The organism is Pseudarthrobacter sp. ATCC 49987 (genome assembly GCF_009928425.1).
GTDB lineage: Bacteria > Actinomycetota > Actinomycetes > Actinomycetales > Micrococcaceae > Arthrobacter.
The window spans coordinates 1994670-2015930 of sequence record NZ_JAABNS010000001.1; the positions used below are offsets into that span (position 1 = coordinate 1994670).

A 21261-nucleotide genomic window follows, 5' to 3' on the forward strand; every position below is an offset into this window, starting at 1 on the left:
CGCCCGTGGTCGGCCGGCCGGCGGATGAGCGTTCGGCGCTTCTCGGCCAGGATGGCGATGCGCTCGCGAACTCTGGCCAGTACGGCTGGGGTCTCGACGGGCATGGTCTACGCCTCTCTCACGATCAGGTCCGTCGCCTGGAACGCGACCCGCACCGGACGGTGCAGGTGCTTCTCGGCATAGGCTGCGGAATGCGGTGCTGTGTCGGTGAGGTGCTTCTGGCCGGCCGGCAGCTGGGTATCGGCCGGTCGCTGGAATCGGGTAGCGCTCGGATGCTCGGCGATGGTGATCCACCACTGCTCCCCGTCGAGTTCGTCGACGGAGAGGTCGACGCCCACGAGCGCGATGTCGGGATCGAGCACCTCGGAGAACAGCACGCTGGCGGTCTGCTGCGGCGAGCCGACCTTCTCGAAAACCGGATCGCGCACGGTGCCCTGGTTCTTCACCGCCTGGATGATGAGATCGGGGAAACGGCGCACAAGCTCGCTCTTGACCACGATCACGGCGCGGCCGTCGCCGCCGCCGAGGAAGATCTGCGACGCCAGGGGCGTCGCCGGAAACAGGTGGATGGGCGTCGCCAGCTCGTCGACTGTTGGGTTCCAGAAGCGGTGGAAGTAGGTGCCGCGCTGATCGGTCGGGTAGCCCCGCCAGAGCAGCTCCCGCCCCATCTCGTCGCTCAGGCCGACGAAGAATGCCGCCATGAACTCACTGTTGGTGGAGAGCACCGTGACGAAGTCGGCGGCCGGCAGCAGGCCGAGCCCGGGAACGAGCCACTCCCGGTCGTACTCCTCGAGTGCGCGGTACATCGGACGGTCGAAACGCGGCGCCGCCATGATCGGCGCGATACGCGGTTGGGCGAACCAGCGATCGGCGAGGCCGGCACTGAGGTGCAGTCGACCGGCGAGGGACGCGCGCACAGTGTGCCGTGGATCGATCGCCGCGGCGATGGCGGCGGATGCGACGGCCAGGGCGTCGCGGTGCGGCACGGCGTCGATCGTGAGCAGGGCCCCGGGATCGATGAGCGACGTCATCTCGGCGCGCAGCACGTCGAGCGGAAGCTCGTTGATGCGGTCGAGGGCGGGGGTGAGCTTCACCTCGGCCAGCTCTGCGAACTGCGCTAGCCCGGCGTCGAGTTCGGCCGCGTCCCTCATGTCGCCGAGCTTCTTGAGGTGCTGCGCGTCGATGACCCTGAGGCCTCGCCAGCCGATGAGCACGTGGCCTTCGACCGGGACGCGACGGAATTCGCCTCCGCCGAGGGGAACCCGCACCGCGCCACCGCCCTGCGGGAGGCGGCCCACCGCGCCGCCGATGGGCGATCGCCTGATGATCGGCGCGCGGGGGTTGAACGGTGCGACGACAGGGCCGACGCCGATGGGGCGCACGTCGACGACGCCAAGGTCGACCAGCACCTGGTCGTTCAGCATCACGGCCGTACCCTTCAGGCGCTCGCGCAGAGGGCCAGCGATCGTCGCCTTCGAGAGCGAGAGTTCGGCGGCGAGCGGGCCGATGCGCTGGGCGCGGATGGACTCGACCGCGGGAACGGATGACGCGCGCAGCAGCCGCTCGCTCCACCGGGTGGCGATGTCCGCGCCCAGGTCGAAGCCGGTGTCGACCGCCTTCCAGCGGCTCGGCTCGGTGAGGTAGGTGGCGAAGCCACCGTTGCCCTCGACGCGTGCGTTCGCCTCCGTCAACAGGCCGCCGATCGTGTCGACCGGAGCGCCGATCGCCGCGCCGACGAGCTTCAGGTCGAGGTGGGCGACGACGTCGGCCGTCAGCCGCCCGATGCCCTCGGGGTTCGTGTACACCCGGGTGAAGTCGCGGAGCCCCGCGTCGGTTCCCACGACGTTGCCGGCGCGTCGGCGGGAGGCGGCATCCGTTCTCCTAATCATCGGTCCGGCCGGGCGGGTGACCCGCCGAAAGGCGCTCCTGGTCGCTGCGACCGGGGTCGCACTCAGAACCACATCGGCGAACAGAGTGCTGCCCGCGGCGACCGAGATACGGGTGGCGAGAGGAGCGGCGACCTGGAGCAGGTGCCCGGCCTGCAGCTCACTGAGCCTGCCGTGAAGCCTGGTGGCGAGCAGTTCTGCCAGCTGTGCCAGCCGGATGGCGCGATTCGCCGCCTCCACCTCGCCGAGCTGGGCCCACGCCGACTGCATCAGCCGCTCCTGGTCCCGCTGCACCACGCGGGTGCCGAGCCCACCCACGATGCGCTTCACCGGAGCGAGATTCAGCTCGGCGAACCAGTCTGAGCCCTCGATGACGGCGCTGCCGCGGTGCAGCTTGGCGTAGATACGCGGGCCGATGATGGGCAGGTCAGGCACGCCATCCGTCTGCTTCTGCGTGCCCTCGATGGCGGCCGGCAGATCGAGTTCGGCGTGCAGGTCGTCGACCATGGCGTCGGGCCAGACAGCCGTCTCCGCGATCTGCTGCTGCGGAGTTGACGGCGCGCTCGGCGAGAACAGGGCGCAGCGCAGCACCTGCTTGCGCCCGACCTCATCGGCGCCGAGGGCCCGCAGCGGCTTGCCGGGCTGCGACGTGTCGATGAACTTGCGCCCGACCTCATAGGGTGCCGCGATGCCCTGCAGCTTGTTCGCGAGCGAGCGGAAGTCGCCGTCGGGACCGGTGCGGAACTCCCAGCTGTCGTAGACCGGGAGGCGCATCGGGTCGGGCGAGGAACTGGTCCATGCAGGGTCGAGGCTGCCGCCGGTGAGGCCGAGGCCTCCGCGCACGCCCACGTCGGTCGTCGGCACGAGGGCCGCGATGTAGTCGGTGTCCTGCTTCAGGATGCGCGGCGAGATGACCCGCGACAGGTTGACGGGAGCGTGGGCAGGTGAGAACCGGGCGGAGAGATCCTGCCCCGTCGTCGTGGCCGGCGCCTGGGCATGCGCCCAGAGGTCGGCGCGGGTGAGCGTCGGCAGTTGCGCGAGCGCCACCTGGAAAACGGGGAGCAGTGCGGTGGACGCCGGTTCGCGTGTGACGGCCGAGCGCTCGAGCACGACGAGGGTGAGCCAGGGGCGCATGACCGGAGTCTGCTTGGCGGCGCTGAATGCCCACGGCAGCTCGGGGCGGTCGAACTCGATGTGGGCCAGCACGGTCTCCTCGGCTGTGCGGGCACCCGGGGCGGGGAAGCGACGCACGATCTGCGCCGGGTCGATGCCGCGCACGTCGCCCGGACCATACAGGGTCACCGAGAGGGCTGCGGATGCCGCTCCTCCGGCGCTGTCGGCCAGTGGCACCTCCACCCGGGAGCTGGAACGCACGCTACCGGCGGGCGGAGCGCTCGCTGCTGCGGCGAGACCGCCGACGACCGTCGACGCGAACTCGAGCGACTCGATCGCCACGGCGCTCTCGTCGAATTCGTCCTCCGGAGCGATCGCCAGGGCGAAGGCGTCGCGCACCACATGGGTGGCTGTACGGGCGAGCGGCGCGACGACGCTCGCTGCGATGGCATCCAGGTCGGCCATCAGGTCACCCCTTCACGATCATGCGCGTCGCTGTTGCGGCGCTCTCGGTGTTGACGGCGGTTGTCACGAGCGCGGCCTGCGTGGCGCTCAGTTCGCCGAGGCCGGCGAGCAGGGCCACACCGGTGGCGGCATCCGCGATCCTCGACGTGCCCTTGTCGGAGACCGTGACTGCGGCATTCGGCGGTGCCGGTTGCACGTACGGATTCCCGACCTCGCTCACAGCCCTGCCCACGTTGGTCTTCGTGGCGTAAGAGCCGGCGAGGGTGGCGAACGTCCCCGCGAACTCGATCATCGCCGACGGCTCGTCTGGGTTGCGCACGTAGGTCTGGTACGCCACCGTCGCCGAGGTCTGGGCGCCGACTTTCGGGGTGGTGGCAGCAGCGATGCGGCACCCGCCGGTCATCTCCTCAAAGCCCGAGCGGGCGAGCAGCGACTCGTCCTCGAGCGCGAAGAACTGCCCGGGCGCGAACGCCGTCTTGAGCTCGCTGACAGCACCGACGAGCCCGGAGTCGGGGGTCGCCGTCGGCGTGCCGATGGCCACCATGTCGGCCTTGACCGCTGCCGAGCCGATGCGCGCGATCTTGACGCCCAGGGGCACCTGGGTCTGCGACACCTCGACGCCGGCCAGCGGATGCGCGATTCGGCCCTGGATGTCGTCGACCTCGACCAGGGTGACGAGTTGCGCGGCGTGGTCGGGCAGCTGCACCTTCCAGGCGTCGGGCTCGTTCATCGCCGCTGCGGCGATCTGGAGGGCATCGACCGTGGCGAGGATCGGCGGCGGCTTCTCACCCCACTCGACGGGCCCGAGGTCCTCGTCGAAGGTGGGGAGGAACCAGACGTCGACCTTGATGTGGCCCGCCAGGCGGAACGGTTTGGTCCCCTCGAGCGAGCCGCGGAAGACGATGGAGCAGAGCGTGAAGCCGAGCAGCTCCACCTCGACGCCAACCTCGATGGTGATCTTGAAGGCGAAGCGCGGCGCCCAGATGAAGATCATGTCGAGTGTGAGCCAGGCCTTCGCCACGATGACTGAGAAGTCCGCGTTGAGGCGCCCGTCGACGCCGAGCATGACCGAGCCGGCCGTGATGGCGAAGTAGGCCTTGATGACGAAGCTGATCGCCTTGGACGGCGAGAGGTCGATGGTGACCCTGTCCATGTCGCCGAGCTTCGGCTTGCCGCCCGTCAGCTTCTCGTACTCGGGGTGAAAGCCGCCGACCGAGAACTCGAACGCTCCGTTGCCCGACCACTGGATGTAGAGGCCGAGGTCACCCGAGATCTTGATGCCGGCCACGGTGGAGTCGCGCATGCTCGCGAACAGCAGCAGGTAGTCGGGGGTGATTGCCACGAAGACGTCAGCGCGGATGTCGGTTATCGGCGCCTCCTTCGTCGGCACTCGCACCCGCAGGGAGCCGAGGATGACGATCATCGGATCGGGAAGCGCGAGCACCACGCCGAGCTTCATCTCCACGAACTTCGCCTGCGAGCCCCAGCCGAGTTCGACGATCGGGCCGAAGACGAAGCCGCCGTCCTTCGGCGGGAACACGTGCGCCACCTTGTCGAGCAGCTTGGGCGCCTCGGCGACAGGGTTGTCGGGGAACAGCATCTTGTCGAGGATGTGCTCCTTCATTCCGGAGCGCAGCTCTTCGAGGTCGAGACCGCGGTTGAGTGCCAGGATGCCGCCGATTCCGTTCAGCGTGAATCCCATGCTGAGGTCGATGGCCACGGGGAAGCGCACGCCGATGACGAGCACGATGGAGAACGGGTCGGGCGAGAGGATGACGATGGCCGACAGGCCGAACTTGAGGATCTGCAACTGGACGACCCCGCCGAACTCGACCCGCTTCACGTCCTGCCCACCGACCTTGTAGGTGCGTTCGACGCGTTGGATGAACCCGCCGCCCGTGACGGGGCCGGCCTTCACTCGCAGGCCGATCGCATCCGGCCAGCGTGGGGAGACGGGGAGGTTGAAGACGGCCTGTTGCTCGGCCACGCCCTCGGGAGTCACGACGAAACCGGAGCCGACGATCTGCAGCCCGATGACAGCGCCCAGCTTCGCTGCGATTGACGTGGTCAGTTCGAATCCAGTGACCTCACGAGCCGGGTTGCGCACCAGCCCGAACGCCACCTCGCGCAGTTCGACCCCGGGGAACGAGAACCGCGTGGGCAGGACCGCCTTCTCATTGCCACGGCCGTCACCGATGTAGAACCCCTGTCCGGTGTCGAGCGAGACCGTCGTGAGGGTCGTCGCCTTCGGATCTTCGGAGCCCGGCATGACCTTCGCCAACAAGGGATCGCTCGTGAGGCCGGGCTGCAGGATGGTGCGGAAGCGCAGACCGAGGATCGCCACGTCGCCGATGAACCACTTGCCGTCGCGCTCCAACAGGCCGGTCTTCTCCTCCGCCGTCGGGTTCACGATCTCGCGGTCGCTGAACTGCAGGAACGCCTCGAACGTCACCTGGTCGAGCGTCATCGCGCCGAGCTTCACCTGGCCGGAGCGGAGGAACGTGGCAGCCAGGATGAACTTTCCGTCGGTGCGGTCCAGGGCGAGGTTGCCGCCGAGTTTCTTCACCAGGTCATCGACGCCGAGCACGTTCTTCCCGAAGCTGTTCAGGAGCTTGCCGGAACCGGCGCCGAGATTCTTGAACGGCTGCGCCCACGGGTTCCAGAAGTCCATCAGGCCGGAACGGATGGCCTCGTCGACGGAGCCGTCCGCCTTCTTGGCCAGCTCCTTGGCGACGATGTTGAACGCCTCGTCCATGGCGGCGAGGGCCATGCCGATGCGCACGGCGACTCGAGCCGCGGTGTCGACGTTGAAGTCGTCCTTGTCGATGTCATCTGCCGACTCCTTCACCATCTTGGCGATGAGCTCGGTCTGCTTCTTGATCTTGTCGGCAATCGGTTTGACCAGGTCAACGGCGGCCTTAATGTCGGCCTTGAGCTTCTCGAAGGTCGGCTTTACGTCGCCGACGACGCCGAAGGTGACAATCGACTCGAGGAACGGCACCGTGTCCTTGAAGGAGGTGCCGCTCATGTCGCCGAGGCGTGAATTGGCGAAGGCTTCGATCCCGTTGAGGAATCCGGTTCCGATGTCCGTCATTGTGTCCCACTTTGTCTTCAGGAACAGAGCTGGCCTGCAACTATGGCCTGTTATCCCAACAGAGAAGTACTAAGGATTTACGATGTAGAAAATCGAAAAATCTGCACCATCCCAATTGAAACGAGCTTCCTTTTCACCCTGTGTATGCTCGCCGCCCCAAACAACCCAGCTGCCCAAGTAGTCGTCGTCATCCCATAGCCCCGAGTCCTGATCGTAAAGGGACAGACGAAGGCTGTTTCTAAAGGGGACGCCCGGTACTTGGGTTAACGGTTCTTAGGCGCCATCGTTCATACTCTGGGAGCCCCACACCTTCCGGCCACCGATTAGAAGATAGGACTCATCAGGGCCTGTCCAATCCTCAGTTCCGTGACATTGAATCGACTGCAGTTGAAGAGTCGGCATTTTGTCTCCTTGGATTGCCGGCTGGGTGAGTAATTTTGCTAGCGCGACACTGGCTACGGCTCAGTGAACCAATAGGAGCGTTACTGTGGCGTTACTGTGGCGTTACTGCGGGTCAACTGCACGGATAGTGACATCTGATCTGGCTTGCCGGAAGGCTGGCCTGGAAGGATGCTGGCCATGCCGTGCGAAATGTTTCTGGTGATCTGTACCTGGTCAAGTCCATTTGCGTGGTGTAGCAGGGTAGCTGCGCGATTCTTGGGACGGGTTGGGCGCTGAGCACCAGTTCTGGGTTGGTGTCCTCCTGTTCTGCAGTAGCTGGGGTGGCGCCGACGGTCTGTGATTGTTGGATGAGGTCCAAACCGAGGTAGCGGCGGGATTCGATCCATTCATCAAGCTGTTCGGCCAGCACGGCGCCGGCGAGCCGGATCACCGCGGCGCGGTCGGGGAAGATCCCGACGACATCGGTGCAGCGGCGGATTTCCCGGTTAAGGCGTTCCTGCGGGTTGTTGGATCAGGCCCGACGCCAGAGTCCTTTGGGAAAGGGCGTGAACGCGAGGATGTCGTCCCGGGCGGCTTCGAGGTGGTCCGCGACGCCGGGCAGCTTCTGGGCCAGGGCATCGAGGACGCGGTCGAACTGGGCCTGGACGCCGGCGGCGTCGGGCTGGTCGTAGACCGAGTGCAGGAGGGTTTTCACCCACGGCCAGGACGCCTTCAGGGTAGCCGCCATGAGGTTCGCCGCGTAGTGCGTTCGGCAGCGCTGCCAGGCGGCCCCGGGCAGGGTCCCGCCGATCGCGGCGACCAGCCCGGCGTGCGCGTCGGAGGTTACCAGCTTCACGCCGGTCAGGCCGCGGGCGGTCGGGTCCCGGAAGAAGCCCAGCCAGCCGGCCCCGTCCTCCGCGGAGGAGGCCTGGATGCCCAGGACTTCGCGGTGGCCGTCGGCGTTGACGCCGGTGGCGACCATGGCATGGACGTTGACCACGCGCCCGCCTTCCCGGACTTTCAGGACGAGGGCGTCGGCGGCGACGAATGCGTAGGGACCGGCGTCCAGCGGGCGGGTGCGGAACGCTTCGACCTGGGCGTCCAGGTCCTGCGCCATGACCGAGACCTGGGACTTCGAGAGCCGGGTAATGCCGAGGGTTTCGACGCGTTTTTCCATCCGCCGGGTGGAGACCCCGAGGAGGTAGCAGGTTGCGACCACCGTGGTCAGGGCGGCCTCGGCGCGGCAGCGGCGCTCCAGCAGCCAGTCCGGGAAATACGAGCCCTGGCGGAGCTTGGGGATGGCGACGTCCAGGGTGCCGGTGCGGGTGTTGAGCAGTCCGCACCGGTCCGCCGTCTCGATCAGGCCGGTGAGGTCGGCCAAGGGACGGATCCTCCGTTCCGTAAACGCCTGGTCAATGTTCCGGGTGGTTCGCGCAAGACTGCTGGAACGCTACGTGCCATGGTCCACCCGGGGGGATCTGCTCCAGTCGGACCTCATCCCCTTCGGGCTGCTGACGACCTCGTCGAACAGGCGCGCGTCCGCGCGATCCATGTCTACTCTCGATTTCCGGCCGATCCCGCTGGACTGGGCCCGGCACATGACCAAGCTCTGGATCCTGGAGCGGTCCACCACCGAGACCTCCCCGACGACGCTCATCACCCACACCGCACGGCTGTGCACCGACTTCATCGTCCAATGCGCGGCGCGGCAGCTTTCCCCGCCGACCAGCGCATCCGACCTGACCCGCGAACACGGAAAGGTGCTCGCACAGGCCCTCGCCGGCATGACACGCCTCGACGGGAAACCCCTGGCCAACTCCTACAAACGGTTCCTCGGGTCGACCGTGACAGGCATGATCGACTACGCCCGGAAGAACTCGGACCTGTTCGAAAACACCACCCTGTCCTTCTCCCTGGACTACGACCTGCGGATTCCCTCGAAGACGCCCCGGGCACAGACGCAGACGACGAGACAGGACGGGCAATCCCCGAACCGGTCATCGAGTACCTCTTCGAACAGTTGCCCACGGCGCGAATCACCAGCCCGGCCTCGGCCGCGGCCCCCAATGACGTCTACAAGGCAGCGTTCAGCTGCTATATGACCCTCCTTCGCGACGCCGGAAGGCGGCCCAATGAGACGGCCGGGCTCACCCGTGAATGCCTCAGCTACGACAGCGCCGGCCAAGCCACCCTGCTGTGGAACAACGACAAAGGCAGACGCAGAGGCCGGCGCCTGCCCATCTGGGCAGAAACGGCCCAGGCACTGGAGTCGTGGTTCACCATCCGGGACCGGCATATCGCGGAGATGCCGGCCGGACAGCAGGAATGGCTCTTTCCCACCTTCCGCCCCCGGTCCCGGGACAAACACCTCAAAACAGCCTGGTTCAACCACCGTCTCCGTGACTGGATCGACAACAGACTCCCTGACCTTCCCGGACCGGACAACGGCCCCGGAGCCGGGATCCCGTTCACCAAATCCGCCGTATTCGCCTACGCGTTCCGTCACTCCTACTGCCAGCGGCTGGCCGACGCCGGCGTCGCCCAGGAAACCCTCCGCCGCCTCATGGACCACCGATCCGCGGACACCACCGCCAAGTACTACACCGTGACCAACGCACGAAAACGCAAAGCCATCGAATCCGTCAAAAGGCTCTCCTTCGACACACACGGCAACCACGCCCCCGTCGGTGAAGACCTGTACTCCATGGCCGCCGTCGCCGTGCCGTTCGGCAACTGCACCGAACCAACGAACATCAAAGCAGGAGGCAAGGCCTGCCCCGCCCGCTTCCAATGCGGCGGATGCACGTTCTTCAGATCGGACCCCTCCCACCTGCCGGACCTCACGGCACATCTGGAACGCATGAAAGAAGACCTCGCCTGGCAGATCGCCCAAAACCTGTGCCCCTCGCTGATTACGGACACACAGAATGAAATCGAGGCCTTCACAACCCTCGTTCAGGCACAGGAATCGCGCCTTGCCGACCTCCCCGCCAACGAACAGGACTCCCTCCGGGAAGCCTCCGCCGTACTCCGCAGGCTCCGCACCGGGATACCGACCGCCATCGAAAAACCCTTCATCCCGGTCGGAAGCCTGAGGATCCGACCAGAAACCAACGAGGACGGCACATGAGTTCCACTCGGCTAACCAAGGCAGCGGCAATGGTCCAACAACGAAGGAACGACAGCAAAGTAAAGCGACAAGCCGTCCTCGCCGCAATCGACGCAATGACGCGCACAGGAACTCCCATCACGGTCGCGGAAGTCGCCCGCCGCGCCCGCGTCAGCCCATGGCTGGTGCGGCAGGAACCTCTGATCTCGGAGATCCGGAAAGCCCAAGCCAGCGTCGCAGAGCAAACCACGTCATACGGAGCCGCAAAACACTCGACCGCTTCGGTTCAGGTGGAACGCGATCTCCTGCGCCAGGAAAACCAGCGGCTCCGCCACGAGATCAGACGAAGCCAGCACCGGATCTCCGAACTGCTCGGGGACCAGGTCGACGGCACCGACGCCCACTCACAGTCCATCCGCGTCCAGGAGCTGACAACCCAGAACACCGCCCTGTCACGGCAGGCAAGCGACGCACTCCACAACCTCCACCAAATGGAACAGAAAGTCACCTCACTCACCGAGGACCTCCAAGCCGCACACACTGTGAACCGGGCACTGATGGCCCAACTCAACCGGCCAGGATCCCGATAACGCTCCCCGGCCGTTGCCCCCGACCCATCAGGGCAGATGGCGCCGGTGTCCGTGTAGAACCAAATTCGGGCGGCCCGGAGCCGGGATCTCAGTCGTTGGGATCCGGCGACCGCAGATCCCGTTCGCCGATGTCTGCTGCGCCGAGTCCTGCGGCGGCCGGGCTGTGTGACTCGTCATGGGAGCGGAGGGCCAGTTCCGGGTGGTGCAGGTCCAGGGCGGGACGCTCCGAGCGGATCCGTGGCAGTGAGGTGAAGTTGTGGCGCGGCGGCGGGCAGGACGTTGCCCATTCCAGCGAGGCGCCGAAGCCCCACGGGTCATCCACTTCGACCCGCTCGTTGCTGCGCCAGGTGATGTAGACATTCCAGAAGAACGGGATCATGGAGGCGCCCAGCAGGAAGGAAGAGTAGGTGGAGAACTGGTTCATCCACATGAAATTGTCTTGCGGCATGTAGTCCGCGTAGCGCCGGGGCATCCCCTCGACACCCAGCCAGTGCTGGATCAGGAACGTGCCGTGGAAACCAAGGAACAGCATCCAGAAGTGGATCTTGCCGAGCCGTTCGTTGAGCATCTTGCCGGTGAATTTCGGCCACCAGAAGTAGAAGCCGGCGAACATCGCAAATACCACGGTGCCGAAGACGACGTAGTGGAAGTGGGCCACCACGAAGTAGGAGTCGGTGACGTGGAAGTCCAGCGGCGGGGAGGCCAGGATGACACCGGTCAGACCGCCGAAGAGGAACGTCGCCAGGAAGCCGATGCTCCAGAGCATGGGTGTTTCAAAGGTGATCGATCCGCCCCACATCGTACCGATCCAGTTGAAGAACTTCACCCCGGTGGGCACCGCGATCATCATCGTCATGAAGGAAAAGAACGGCAGCATGACCGAGCCTGTGACGTACATGTGGTGCGCCCACACGGTCACGGACAGCGCGGCGATCGCAATGGTTGCGTAGACCAGGCCCTTGTAGCCGAAGATCGGCTTGCGGCTGAAGACCGGGAAAATTTCGGAGACGATGCCGAAGAACGGCAACGCGATGATGTACACCTCGGGGTGTCCGAAGAACCAGAACAGGTGCTGCCAGAGGACGGCGCCGCCGTTCTCCGGGTCGAAGATATGCGCTCCGAATCTCCGGTCCGCTCCGAGGGCGAGCAGGGCGGCGGCCAGCGGCGGGAACGCCATGAGCACCAGGATCGCGGTGACCAGGGTGTTCCAGGTGAAGATCGGCATCCGCCACATGGTCAATCCGGGGGCGCGCATGCAGATGATCGTGGTGATGAAGTTGACCGCGCCAAGGATGGTGCCGAAGCCGGAGAGCGCCAGGCCGAAGACCCAGAGGTCACCGCCCACGCCGGGGCTGAACGTGGTGTTGGACAGCGGCGCGTATCCGGTCCATCCGAAGGATGCGGCGCCCTGCGGCGTGATGAAGCCGGAGACGGCGATGGTGGAGCCGAACAGGAAGAACCAGAAGGCCAGCGCGTTCAGCCGCGGGAAGGCAACGTCGGGGGCCCCGATCTGGAGCGGCATGATGACGTTGGCGAAGCCGGCGAACAGCGGGGTCGCGAACATCAGCAGCATCACGGTGCCGTGCATGGTGAACAGCTGGTTGTACTGCTCCTTGGTCTGCAGGATCTGCATCCCGGGCTCGAACAGCTCGGCCCGGATAGCCAGTGCCATGACTCCGCCCAGGCAGAAAAAGGTAAAGGAGGCTATCAGATACATGTAGCCGATGATCTTGTGGTCGGTCGAGGTGATCCAGGTGACAACAAGCCGGCCCTTGGACCGGGGCACCGGCGGTGAACCGGCGATCGTAGCAACGTCGATGTGGTTCACAGCCATGACGATCTCCTGACGGCCCGGATGCGGCGGTTAGAGCAGTACTGAAATACACACGAGGGCACCCTTTTCGACCATATTGACGACAGGCGCACGGCACTAGGGCCTTAACACCCTGCCCGCACCGGCACTCCTCTGGACAGTAGGGTCCGGCCCCGAAGGGGAGCAACGGAACGTCACGCAATTTCGCCAGCCGGCGCTTGTCCTTCCTCCTGAGGAGTTGCCGTGTTCAGCGCGGACGCCGGGGGCCGGCTGCCATCCATCCGGCGACGCCGCCGAGCACGGTGAGGCCGGGAACGAGATTCCAGGACAGACCCTGCAGCTCCCGGAGCAGCCCGGGGCTGGCTTCCAGCACCGGGGTGATCAACAGGTACGCGACGGATGCCAGCACGAAGCCGGCGGCGGCCCCGCCGAGCGCTCCCCACAGCCTCCGACGATGTTCCCGCCGGCCCGGCGCCGGGGACTGTGGCTGCTTCATGGCGCTCCTGGGTTGGTTTTCGTTTACGCAAAAGTGACAGCGAGCAGAAACAGCCCGCCGAGGCCCAGAACAAAGCTGAGGGTATGGGCGAGCTTGGCTGCGGCACTTTCGTCGGCGGTGAACTGTGGGATCAGGTCTGCTGCCGCAATGTAGATGAAATGCCGGCAGCGAAAGGGACAAGGAATGCCACATTCACGCTGCCGGAGAGCCCGTAGGCCGCGACACCGCCGATCAGGAACGTCAAGGCCGAGGCGACGTTGAACATCAGTGCGTGACGCCGGCTCCACCCGCTGTGGACGAGGAGCCCGAAATCGCCAAGTTCCTGGGGTATCTCGTGTGCGGCCGCGACGAGCCACGTGATGATCCCGAGCCTGATATCCAGGACGAACGCACTGCCAACCGCTAAGCCCCCGATGAAGTTATGCACCCATCGGCCATGAGAATCAGATATCCGACCGGACGGTGTGCACTTTTGCTGCGGTGGCAGTGATGCCAGTGCAGGAACTGCTCCAACACCAGAAACGACACGAACCCCAGAGCGAGCGACCCGTAGACGGCCAGGACATTCCCTAAAGCCTCCACCGCTTCCGGGAGCATATGGAACAGCGCGCCGCCGAGCAGGGAGCCGGCGGCCAACGCCACCAACGGAAGAACAACCCGCCCAAAATACTTCTCAGGCAGCAGGAGCGTCACACTGCCAACAAGAGCAATGGCACTCATCAGCACACCGCTGAGCACAATCCAGGCCAGGGTCGGCACGATCGCTCTCCTGCCGCAGAGGGGTGAAACTGCCCCCAGTATTGCACGCACCACGGATACAGCTTCGGGCAGCCGTCCGCAGCGGCCGGCCGTCAATAAACCTGCCTCCCAACAACCTCGGAGCGGGATACTGAAGCCTCTTGCTCCGGCCACGGAGCCGATGTAGAACGTAGGCATCCGCCCAGCAACAAAAGGAGACCAGCCATGTCCTGCCATCACCGCCACGGCCCATGGTGCTGCGACGACTACTACTACGCACCCGCGGGATATGCCACGCAAAGCTACGCCGCTCCGCCCCTCCCGTACCCGCCACCGGGCTACGCTCCAATGCCTCCGGCATCCCGCCGCCCCAACCGCCGCAGGGACCAGGAGGACCTCAGCACCTACCTCGAGTTCCTCGAAGGCGAACTCGCGCAAGTACGCGAACAAATCGCCGCCATGAATCCCGACGCCGAAACGAAAAACTAAGTCCTCAACGAATGCCGGTGGTCCACCGGAAAAGCCTTCGCCCACGGACCCGCCCACGCCAACCATGTCGCACTCGGGAAACCTGGACCCTGCAATGGCTTTGCCCTGGTCAACGGACGTTCCGTTGACGAGTAGCCCGAAGCGCGGATCGTGCTGGCCCGCCAGCAAAGCAGTAGGTGGCAGTACGAGCTCCTTCAGCTAGGCTTCGTGTTTCTTGTCCTCCACCCAGGTGTGGCCCTGCGCGTCGCGTTCCACTTCCATGTCAGCGATTTGTTCGTCCGACGCAGCTTCCGCATCGTCGTGCCTGTGAACCACAGGCGTACCTGGGTCGCTCCTGTCGGCCGGCCCGAACACGGCCCTGAAACGGCTCGTCGCATGCATGAATTTATCGACGAACCGTGGCTTACTCACCATTCAAAAACACCTCCATGTCAATGTCACTCAGATCTCAGTGAGCGTATGGTGGCCCGGCAACATCTGCATAGAGTCCAACGACCGTCCCGGCAACTACACCCAAGGCAAAATCGAACGGGACACTCTTCATACCGCTGCCGGAGCGCGAAGACGCCAAACCAGTACGCGGCGGCACTAACCCAGTTCCATATGTGGGCCACGCGCAGTGATCTGATCAGTGAGAAGACGGCCACGGGTTTCTACGAGACCAGAATCGCCTACGGCTATTCCGGTGACGGACTCCTGCCGGGCCAAATGGTGAGGTCCCGGGCCGTGCGGGTGAAGGACGTTGAGGAAGCCCCAAAACGGGGAGTTCCGAGACGACCCGGCCGAGCGTCAAGACGCGTGTCGTGCACTCATCTCGGTAAGTTCCTGGATGTGGCGGTCGGCAAGTTCCCGATGCTGAGCCAGGTGCCGCGCGCTCATGGCGGCTCTGTCGGTCCCACCGATCTCCTCGCCAGTGGAGAAGGTGCGGTGCTCGGTCAGATTCCGCTCACTGAGTTCGGAATGTTCAACCATATGGCGGTCTGCGAGTTGCTTGTGCTCCTTCATGTGGCGAAGGACCAAGCTCTCATGCTCAGCAAGATCGCTGTCCGGAACGTGCGGATCTGTTGACATGACTTCAAAATATCAGGAATGGATGAGAACGACAGTCCCCTTTGGCCCTACTGTTTTCGCATCAGCAGAGCGTGACGCGCGGGCAACCGACCGACCTCGCCACGCGGCGCTCGGAGTGCCATACGCCGCCCGAGTACCTCGCATACTCTCGGTAAGCCCTTGGAAAAACTGGACAGACTGGTTCCGGCCAGCATCAACAGACATGTCTCGGCCCGCCTGCCACTCCGGCAAGCGCTGCAGTCCACCAAGGGTGGGGTCGATGCTGCAGGGCCGGCGGAATGTGAAGTGCCGTCGGCGGCTGTACACACCCCTCAGACCCTGGCCTGATCGACACCGGGATCCTCACCGTCGCTCGGGACTCTTGTCGTGGGATCCAGCCGGCGGCGATGCCGGTGGGATTGGCGCTGCCTGGAGAAGCTCAAGGTTCCTCCAGGTGGTCGTTCACGGGCGTCACCCGGATCCGTGCAATGCGCAAGCCGTCCATCGCGATTACTCTCAGCACGTGGCCTGGAACTTCCACCCGGTCCCCGATCCGGGGCAGGCGGCCGAGACGGTCCATAACGAATCCGGCGACTGTTTCGTAGTGCCCGTCGGGCAGTGCTATGCCGGTCACTGACCCGAACTCCTGCAGAATCAGGCCGCCGTCGACGTCGACGGAGCCGTTGGCTACGCTAACGCGGTCCTCGTGGTCGGCCCCGGTGTCGTATTCGTCGCAGATTTCACCGACCAGCTCCTCGACCAGATCCTCCAGGGTGACGATGCCGTCCGTGCCCCCATACTCGTCAACCACCAGCGCTATGTGGTGACCCAGTTTGCGCATTCTGGCCAGCGAAGGCAGCACCCTGTTCGTTCCCGGCAAAGGCAGGATCTCACGAACAATTTCCTTCACAGCCATCTCGTCATACTCCGCGTCCCGGGGCATCAGGTCACGAATGTGGATGTAACCGAGGACGTCATCCGCGGTCCGGCCAATCACGGAAAAGCGCGAGAACGGGCCCTCCCTGACCATGCCGCGGGCGGCCGCAATACTCAGGGCGCCGTCGATGAAAGCAACCTCAGTGCGGGGGCGCATGACTTCCTGCAGCGAACGGTCTCCCGCCCCAAACACGTCACTCAGGATGTCTCGGCTGTGTTCCTCCAGCATGTCGCTCTCCGCGATCATGTCCCAAAGCTCCTCGGAACTGACGCTCTGCTGTTTGGCGTGGGGATCGCCGCCCAATAGCTTGACCAATGCATTGGTTGAGACGGACAGCATCCAGATGACAGGTCGCATGATTTCCGAAAGGATGATCAGCGGAGGGGCCAGAACCTTCGTGAAGCCGACCGCGTTCTGCATCGCCAACCGTTTGGGCACCAGTTCCCCCAGCATCAGGGATAGATAGGCGACCAGGAAGGTCATGCCGATGAAGGACACCGGCTCTGCCGCGGGGCCCAACCCCAGATCTTCGAGGAGGGGTTCTATATCGGGTGCGATCGTGGACGCACCATAGGCGGCTGAGAAAAAGCCGGAAAGGGTCACACCAATCTGGACAGTTGAGAGGAACCGGTTCGGATTCCGGGCCAAAGCGGCAGCCTTGGCCCCGCCCTTCCCCGCCTTCTCTATCTGACGCACCTGGCTCTCGCGGAGGGACACCAACGCCATTTCCGTACCGGCGAAGACCCCTCCCAACAGCACAAAAAAGAGAACCAACAAGAAATTAACCAACGTGCCGCTGTCCATGAACCGACACTACCGAACCCCCGCAGTTAACTGGCCGGGAGCCGGATGCGCAAACCAGGAGGGAGTGCCTTGGTAGCGCTGGGCTCGGCGCCGGGCGGCCTGCCGGGAGTGGGGACAGTCCCGGCCACAGCGTGGACGGCAGTTTCCTTTCTCCGAGGTTCCTTGCCCGAACGCCCGTGCAAGTGAAGAGTGGGGCTATGGCAGCCCCTGTGACGACATCCGCCTCGAGTCCAGAGAATCCTACTCTTTGGCACGCTCTGAGTACCGTGGCCGTCTTCGCCGGGTTGTCGTCGGGTCCGGGGGGACTCAGCGGCGCGGAGGCTGCCCGGCGGCTGGCGGACGCCGGCCCGAATGAGCTGAGTATCGCCGGCGCGACTCCCTGGTGGCGGGTGCTACTGCGGCAGTTCATCAGCCCGCTGATCGGGATCCTTCTCGTGGCCGCCGTGGTGACCCTGGTCCAGCAGCACTGGGTGGACGCCGCCGCGATCTTCCTTATCCTGTGCATCAATGCCGCCCTGGGCTTCTTTCAGGAGCGCAAGGCGGAGGCGGCCGTGCTTGCCCTCCAATCGCTCTCCACCCCGTCGTGCCGGGTGCTGCGGGACGGCACCGAACAGGTGGTTCCGGGACGCGACGTCGTCCCGGGCGACGTGGTGCTGCTGGAGAGCGGTGAACGGGTGCCGGCGGATCTGCGGCTTTTCGAAGCCAACGCCCTGCAGGTGGACGAGTCGATGCTGACGGGCGAATCTTTCGCCGCGTCCAAACACACCGCTCCCCTGCCGGAAGACGTTGGCGATGCCGATAAGGCGAACGTGGCGTTCAGCGGAACATTTGTCGGCAGCGGCCGCGGCAGTGGTGTTGTGATTGCGACCGGCGCCGGCACTGCCCTGGGGGAAATCAATGCCCTCGTCCAGGGGCCGGCCGGGAAATCACCGCTGCAGCTGCTCACCCACACCCTGGAACGGCGCATCGGCCTGATCGTCCTCGCCGCCATCGTCTTCATCTTCATTGCCGGGCTGGTTCTCGGCCATGACGTCTCCCTCATGTTCCGCACCGCCGTGGGCCTGGCGGTGGCCGCCATTCCCGAATCGCTCCCGATCGTCCTGACGGTCGCGCTGAGCCTGGGGGTGTCCCGGATGGCCCGGCGGAACGCGATCGTCCGCACCCTGCCCGCGGTCGAGACGCTGGGGTCCACCAACGTCATTGGCTCGGACAAGACCGGGACGCTGACCGAGAACCGGCTTACCGTGGAGAGAATCTGGACCACCGCAGGGACGCTGGACATTGCCGACGGGGACGACGACAGCGGCGCAACGGACCCGCCGCTGGTCCGCGCGGTCCTGCGCGCCGGCGCGCTGACCAACGAGGCAACCCTCTCCGCCGAGGACGAGGACCTGGCGTACTCCGGCGACGCGGTCGACGCCGCGATGGCCAAGACCGCCGTCGTCCGGGCCGCCATCAGCGAAGCCGAACGCACGGCCGAACCACTGGCCCATCAACCCTATGAACCCCACGTGCGCTATTCGCAGACCATCCAACAGGACGCCGGCGGGCGCCGGACCCTGTACGTCAAGGGGTCCCCGGAAGCGGTGCTGGCTGCCGCCGTGGACATGGCGGGCCCCGGCAGGACCCTGCCCCTGGACGAGGCGCGGATCCACGCCGCCAACGAGGCGATGGGCCGGGACGGGCTGCGGGTCATTGCCGCCGGGTCCCGGATACTGGCCGAGAACGAGGAACTTCGCTCACCGCTGCCGCCGCCGTCGGGCCTGACGTTCCTGGGTATGGAAGGCATGACCGATCCTCCGCGGGCCGGAGTAGCCGACGCCATCGCGGACTGCAGGCGGGCCGGGATCAAGGTCATGATGATCACCCGAGACCATCCGGTGACCGCGACGGCCATCGCCGGCCGGCTCGGCCTCTCGACGAACAAACCCGCACTGACCGGCGCCGAAATGGCGGACCTCGATGACCATATGCTCACCGCCCGCCTCGAACAGACGTCCGTCGCGGCACGGGTCTCCCCGGTCGAGAAGCTCCGGATCGTGCACGCACTGCAGGCCGCGGGGAAAATCGTCGCCGTCACCGGTGACGGTGTCAACGACGCCCCGGCCCTCAAGGCGGCCGCGATCGGCGTGGCGATGGGTAGATCCGGGACGGATGTCGCCCGCGAATCCTCCGATGTTGTGCTGACCGATGACAATTTCGTCACCATCGTGCACGCCGTGGAAGAAGGCCGGGTCACGTTCTCCGCCGTCCGCAAGACCACCTACTTCCTGCTCTCCACCGGGGCGGCCGCCCTGGTGGCCGTGACCTTGAGCGTCTTCGCCGAGACGCCCTTGCTGTTCCTGCCCGTGCAGATGCTGTGGATGAACGTGGTGACCAACGGGGTCCAGGACATCGCCCTGACCTTCGAACCGGCGGAAGGCGATGAACTCAGCCGCCCGCCGCGCCCGCCCTCCGAGGGCATCCTCTCGCGTACGCTGTGGTTCCGGGCCGGAATCACCGGGGCCTGGATGGCCCTGGCCGTGATCCTGAGCTTCATCGTGGCCCTGCACAACGGCTACCCCGAAACCCACGCACGGACGCTGGCGCTGACGATGTTCGTCATGCTCAGTTTCTTCCAGGTCTTCAGCTCCCGGGCCGAGAACAAATCCCTCTTCCAGCTCCGACTGCTCGCCAACCAGCCGCTGCTCTACACCTCACTGGCTGCCTTGGCCCTGCACTGGGCCGTGATGACCTGGCCGGTCTCCGCAGACCTGCTGGGGCTCACGCCCCTGCGTCCGTGGGAGTGGCTTCTCTGCATCGCCGTCGGCTCAACGGTGCTGATCATCGTCGAGGCCGAAAGGGCCGTCCGGCGCTGGGCACACCGCAACGACGTCCCGGCGGCATGACCAGCGCTCCGAACCCCGGCGAGGCTGTTCCCGGGATTCCGGCGTCCGGCCTCGACTCCACACCTTCCGGGTGGGCCGGCGCCGAGTCCGGCAGCAGCCCGTGGCTGCTGGGCTACGACGGCTATGATCCGGCGGTCGAAGGCCTGCGCGAGGCCCTCTGCACGCTCGGCAATGGCGATTGGGCCACCCGGGGAGCCGCGCCCGAAGCCGACGCGGACGTCGTGCACTACCCGGGAACTTACCTGGCCGGCGTCTACAACCGGGTGCGCCAGCTCTGCCACGGTGTCCCTTTTGCCCAGCCGGGGGAAGACCGTCGTAAGTTTGGGCGGCTAAGTACAGCTCGATCAGCTGGTGTTGATAGTCCGCAGAGCCTTGATTCGTGCGGCTCTGAACCTGTCCTTGGGCTTGCCCGAGGAGATCGGTGTAGCCGGTGGGGAGGGCGAGGTCGCACGGTTCACTCATGGCTTCCATCTTAAGGAGCGGCCACGGCTTGGTACGCTGGCGGCAGGGTTCTTAGCCGAAGATTCCGGCTCCAGGTAGGACGTGCGGCAGCATTGCCTTCTACGCCGCACTGGTCCCGGGTCGAGTGGGCCGAGCAGCTGCTACCCGCTTACACACGCAGCAGCACCAGACACTCCCCCCGTCCTGACCGCCACCGCCTTCATCAATTGGTGGAAAGGCCATGGCAGCAAAGCCCAGCAGCTCCTGGAACTCGCACTCGAGGCCACCGCCTACCGACTGGCCAGGCTCAGCAAGCTCATGATCAGCTCCGGGTCAGTGGCCATGTCATGCCGTTCCCCCGCAGTCCTGCATGAACAGGTATCAGAGCGAAAAATCCGGACCAGCCGCAACCCCAGGTCAATCAAAAAGACTAATGAGCGAATCATGTTGTACGCGGTTCTAGCCACCATGAAGAGGTGAACGCGAAAACCCAACGGAAGGAATAACAAGGATGAACACCCAGAAGAGGCTTCGCAGGGCGGTACGCGGTCCGCCGTAGGCAGCCGCTCCCCCACACACAACCGAATAGGCCGTTTCCGGGACCCCACACACCCGGAACATCAGATCAGAGGCGAGAGTGTGGACACTGTCCACACGAAGAAACACCAAAAAGCCCCTGACCTGGGAAAACACGTGCCCGAGGTGGGACTCGAACCGGGTTCCAGCCCTTGAATTTCCGCCACTCCCCCGAAAACATCCACAATCCGGGCCAGTCTGGCCCCGGTACGGCCCGATCCGAAGCCCAGGGTGTGCACATTGTGCACACCCACTTTCTCGCGCACTTCGCCGCCCCCAACCACGCTGCTTAAACGGCCGTTTGGGCGTGGCGGTTGTGTATTGCGCGCGATTTCGCTCCGATAAGAAAAGCAGCCCTCCGGAGCCGGACCGGCTGCAAACAAGCACCGCG

General features: G+C 65.2%; 14 protein-coding genes and 1 pseudogene. 6 read left to right on the forward strand and 9 right to left on the reverse strand.

Annotated features, from left to right (window positions below):
- Positions 1 to 107 precede the first annotated feature (107 nt).
- From GXK59_RS09455 to GXK59_RS09470, 3 genes and pseudogenes are all read right to left on the reverse strand, one after another.
- Positions 108 to 3464, reverse strand: a complete 3357-nt coding sequence (locus tag GXK59_RS09455) for a hypothetical protein (RefSeq protein WP_160666256.1) — start codon at positions 3462 to 3464, stop codon at positions 108 to 110.
- A 4-nt stretch (positions 3465 to 3468) separates the two neighbouring features.
- Entirely contained in the window at positions 3469 to 6558 is a 3090-nt protein-coding gene (locus GXK59_RS09460; RefSeq protein ID WP_160666258.1) for a DUF6603 domain-containing protein, read from the reverse strand.
- Positions 6559 to 7234: 676 nt separating this feature from the next.
- A pseudogene (locus GXK59_RS09470) lies at positions 7235 to 8269 on the reverse strand (IS256 family transposase); the annotation flags it as partial.
- Between the two features lie 220 nt (positions 8270 to 8489).
- Between GXK59_RS09470 and GXK59_RS09475 the strand changes: the two are divergent.
- Genes GXK59_RS09475 through GXK59_RS09485 form a run of 3 tightly spaced genes read left to right on the forward strand, consistent with a single transcriptional unit; the run spans position 8490 to position 10638 of the window.
- Positions 8490 to 9041 (forward strand): hypothetical protein, encoded by a 552-nt coding sequence (locus GXK59_RS09475; RefSeq protein ID WP_160666260.1) that lies wholly within the window; start codon positions 8490 to 8492, stop codon positions 9039 to 9041.
- Positions 9038 to 10069 carry a tyrosine-type recombinase/integrase gene (locus GXK59_RS09480; RefSeq protein ID WP_160666262.1) on the forward strand — a complete coding sequence of 344 codons (1032 nt, stop codon included), beginning with the start codon at positions 9038 to 9040 and terminating at the stop codon, positions 10067 to 10069. The genes GXK59_RS09475 and GXK59_RS09480 overlap by 4 nt, the downstream gene beginning before the upstream one ends.
- Before the next feature lie 29 nt (positions 10070 to 10098).
- Positions 10099 to 10638, forward strand: a complete 540-nt coding sequence (locus GXK59_RS09485; protein ID WP_237393849.1) for a DUF6262 family protein — start codon at positions 10099 to 10101, stop codon at positions 10636 to 10638.
- 88 nt (positions 10639 to 10726) lie between these two features.
- On the opposite strand, the gene ctaD is transcribed toward GXK59_RS09485, so the two are convergent.
- From ctaD to GXK59_RS20455, 4 genes are all read right to left on the reverse strand, one after another.
- Complete coding sequence (gene ctaD / locus GXK59_RS09490) at positions 10727 to 12472, reverse strand: aa3-type cytochrome oxidase subunit I (protein WP_160666266.1); 1746 nt, start codon at positions 12470 to 12472, stop codon at positions 10727 to 10729.
- A gap of 226 nt (positions 12473 to 12698) precedes the next feature.
- Entirely contained in the window at positions 12699 to 12947 is a 249-nt protein-coding gene (locus GXK59_RS09495) for a hypothetical protein (RefSeq protein WP_160666268.1), read from the reverse strand.
- 130 nt (positions 12948 to 13077) lie between these two features.
- Positions 13078 to 13374: a ZIP family metal transporter gene (locus tag GXK59_RS20450; protein WP_202129099.1), complete on the reverse strand. Its 297-nt coding sequence runs from the start codon at positions 13372 to 13374 to the stop codon at positions 13078 to 13080.
- Positions 13350 to 13706, reverse strand: coding sequence for a ZIP family metal transporter (locus GXK59_RS20455; RefSeq protein ID WP_202129100.1), 357 nt, complete (start codon positions 13704 to 13706; stop codon positions 13350 to 13352). Before GXK59_RS20455 ends, GXK59_RS20450 begins: the two co-directional genes overlap by 25 nt.
- A 204-nt stretch (positions 13707 to 13910) precedes the next feature.
- Between GXK59_RS20455 and GXK59_RS09505 the strand changes: the two genes are divergently transcribed.
- The gene (locus GXK59_RS09505; RefSeq protein ID WP_160666270.1) at positions 13911 to 14174 is read left to right on the forward strand and encodes a hypothetical protein; all 264 of its coding nucleotides are present in this window, start codon (positions 13911 to 13913) and stop codon (positions 14172 to 14174) included.
- A gap of 789 nt (positions 14175 to 14963) precedes the next feature.
- Here GXK59_RS09505 and GXK59_RS09515 read toward each other — a convergent pair.
- Together GXK59_RS09515 and GXK59_RS09520 are read right to left on the reverse strand one after the other, a co-directional pair.
- Complete coding sequence (locus tag GXK59_RS09515; protein WP_160666274.1) at positions 14964 to 15245, reverse strand: hypothetical protein; 282 nt, start codon at positions 15243 to 15245, stop codon at positions 14964 to 14966.
- Positions 15246 to 15663: 418 nt separating this feature from the next.
- Positions 15664 to 16965: a hemolysin family protein gene (locus GXK59_RS09520; protein ID WP_160666276.1), complete on the reverse strand. Its 1302-nt coding sequence runs from the start codon at positions 16963 to 16965 to the stop codon at positions 15664 to 15666.
- Positions 16966 to 17162: 197 nt separating this feature from the next.
- On the opposite strand from GXK59_RS09520, the gene GXK59_RS09525 reads away from it, so the two are divergent.
- Complete coding sequence (locus GXK59_RS09525; protein ID WP_160666278.1) at positions 17163 to 19853, forward strand: cation-translocating P-type ATPase; 2691 nt, start codon at positions 17163 to 17165, stop codon at positions 19851 to 19853.
- Complete coding sequence (locus GXK59_RS21030; RefSeq protein ID WP_443094276.1) at positions 19850 to 20329, forward strand: hypothetical protein; 480 nt, start codon at positions 19850 to 19852, stop codon at positions 20327 to 20329. The genes GXK59_RS09525 and GXK59_RS21030 overlap by 4 nt, the downstream gene beginning before the upstream one ends.
- The last annotated feature ends 932 nt before the right edge of the window (positions 20330 to 21261 follow it).

What these genes read in the sequence shown, in the direction of transcription:
- GXK59_RS09485 (WP_237393849.1), top strand. Translation starts at nt 10,099, where the DNA reads ATGGTCCAACAACGAAGGAACGACAGCAAAGTAAAGCGACAAGCCGTC.
- GXK59_RS09480 (WP_160666262.1), top strand. Translation starts at nt 9,038, where the DNA reads ATGACCCTCCTTCGCGACGCCGGAAGGCGGCCCAATGAGACGGCCGGG.
- GXK59_RS09525 (WP_160666278.1), top strand. Translation starts at nt 17,163, where the DNA reads ATGGCAGCCCCTGTGACGACATCCGCCTCGAGTCCAGAGAATCCTACT.
- GXK59_RS09515 (WP_160666274.1), bottom strand. Translation starts at nt 15,245, where the DNA reads ATGTCAACAGATCCGCACGTTCCGGACAGCGATCTTGCTGAGCATGAG.
- ctaD (WP_160666266.1), bottom strand. Translation starts at nt 12,472, where the DNA reads ATGGCTGTGAACCACATCGACGTTGCTACGATCGCCGGTTCACCGCCG.
- GXK59_RS09460 (WP_160666258.1), bottom strand. Translation starts at nt 6,558, where the DNA reads ATGACGGACATCGGAACCGGATTCCTCAACGGGATCGAAGCCTTCGCC.
- GXK59_RS09475 (WP_160666260.1), top strand. Translation starts at nt 8,490, where the DNA reads ATGTCTACTCTCGATTTCCGGCCGATCCCGCTGGACTGGGCCCGGCAC.
- GXK59_RS09520 (WP_160666276.1), bottom strand. Translation starts at nt 16,965, where the DNA reads ATGGACAGCGGCACGTTGGTTAATTTCTTGTTGGTTCTCTTTTTTGTG.
- GXK59_RS09505 (WP_160666270.1), top strand. Translation starts at nt 13,911, where the DNA reads ATGTCCTGCCATCACCGCCACGGCCCATGGTGCTGCGACGACTACTAC.
- GXK59_RS21030 (WP_443094276.1), top strand. Translation starts at nt 19,850, where the DNA reads ATGACCAGCGCTCCGAACCCCGGCGAGGCTGTTCCCGGGATTCCGGCG.
- GXK59_RS09495 (WP_160666268.1), bottom strand. Translation starts at nt 12,947, where the DNA reads ATGAAGCAGCCACAGTCCCCGGCGCCGGGCCGGCGGGAACATCGTCGG.
- GXK59_RS09455 (WP_160666256.1), bottom strand. Translation starts at nt 3,464, where the DNA reads ATGGCCGACCTGGATGCCATCGCAGCGAGCGTCGTCGCGCCGCTCGCC.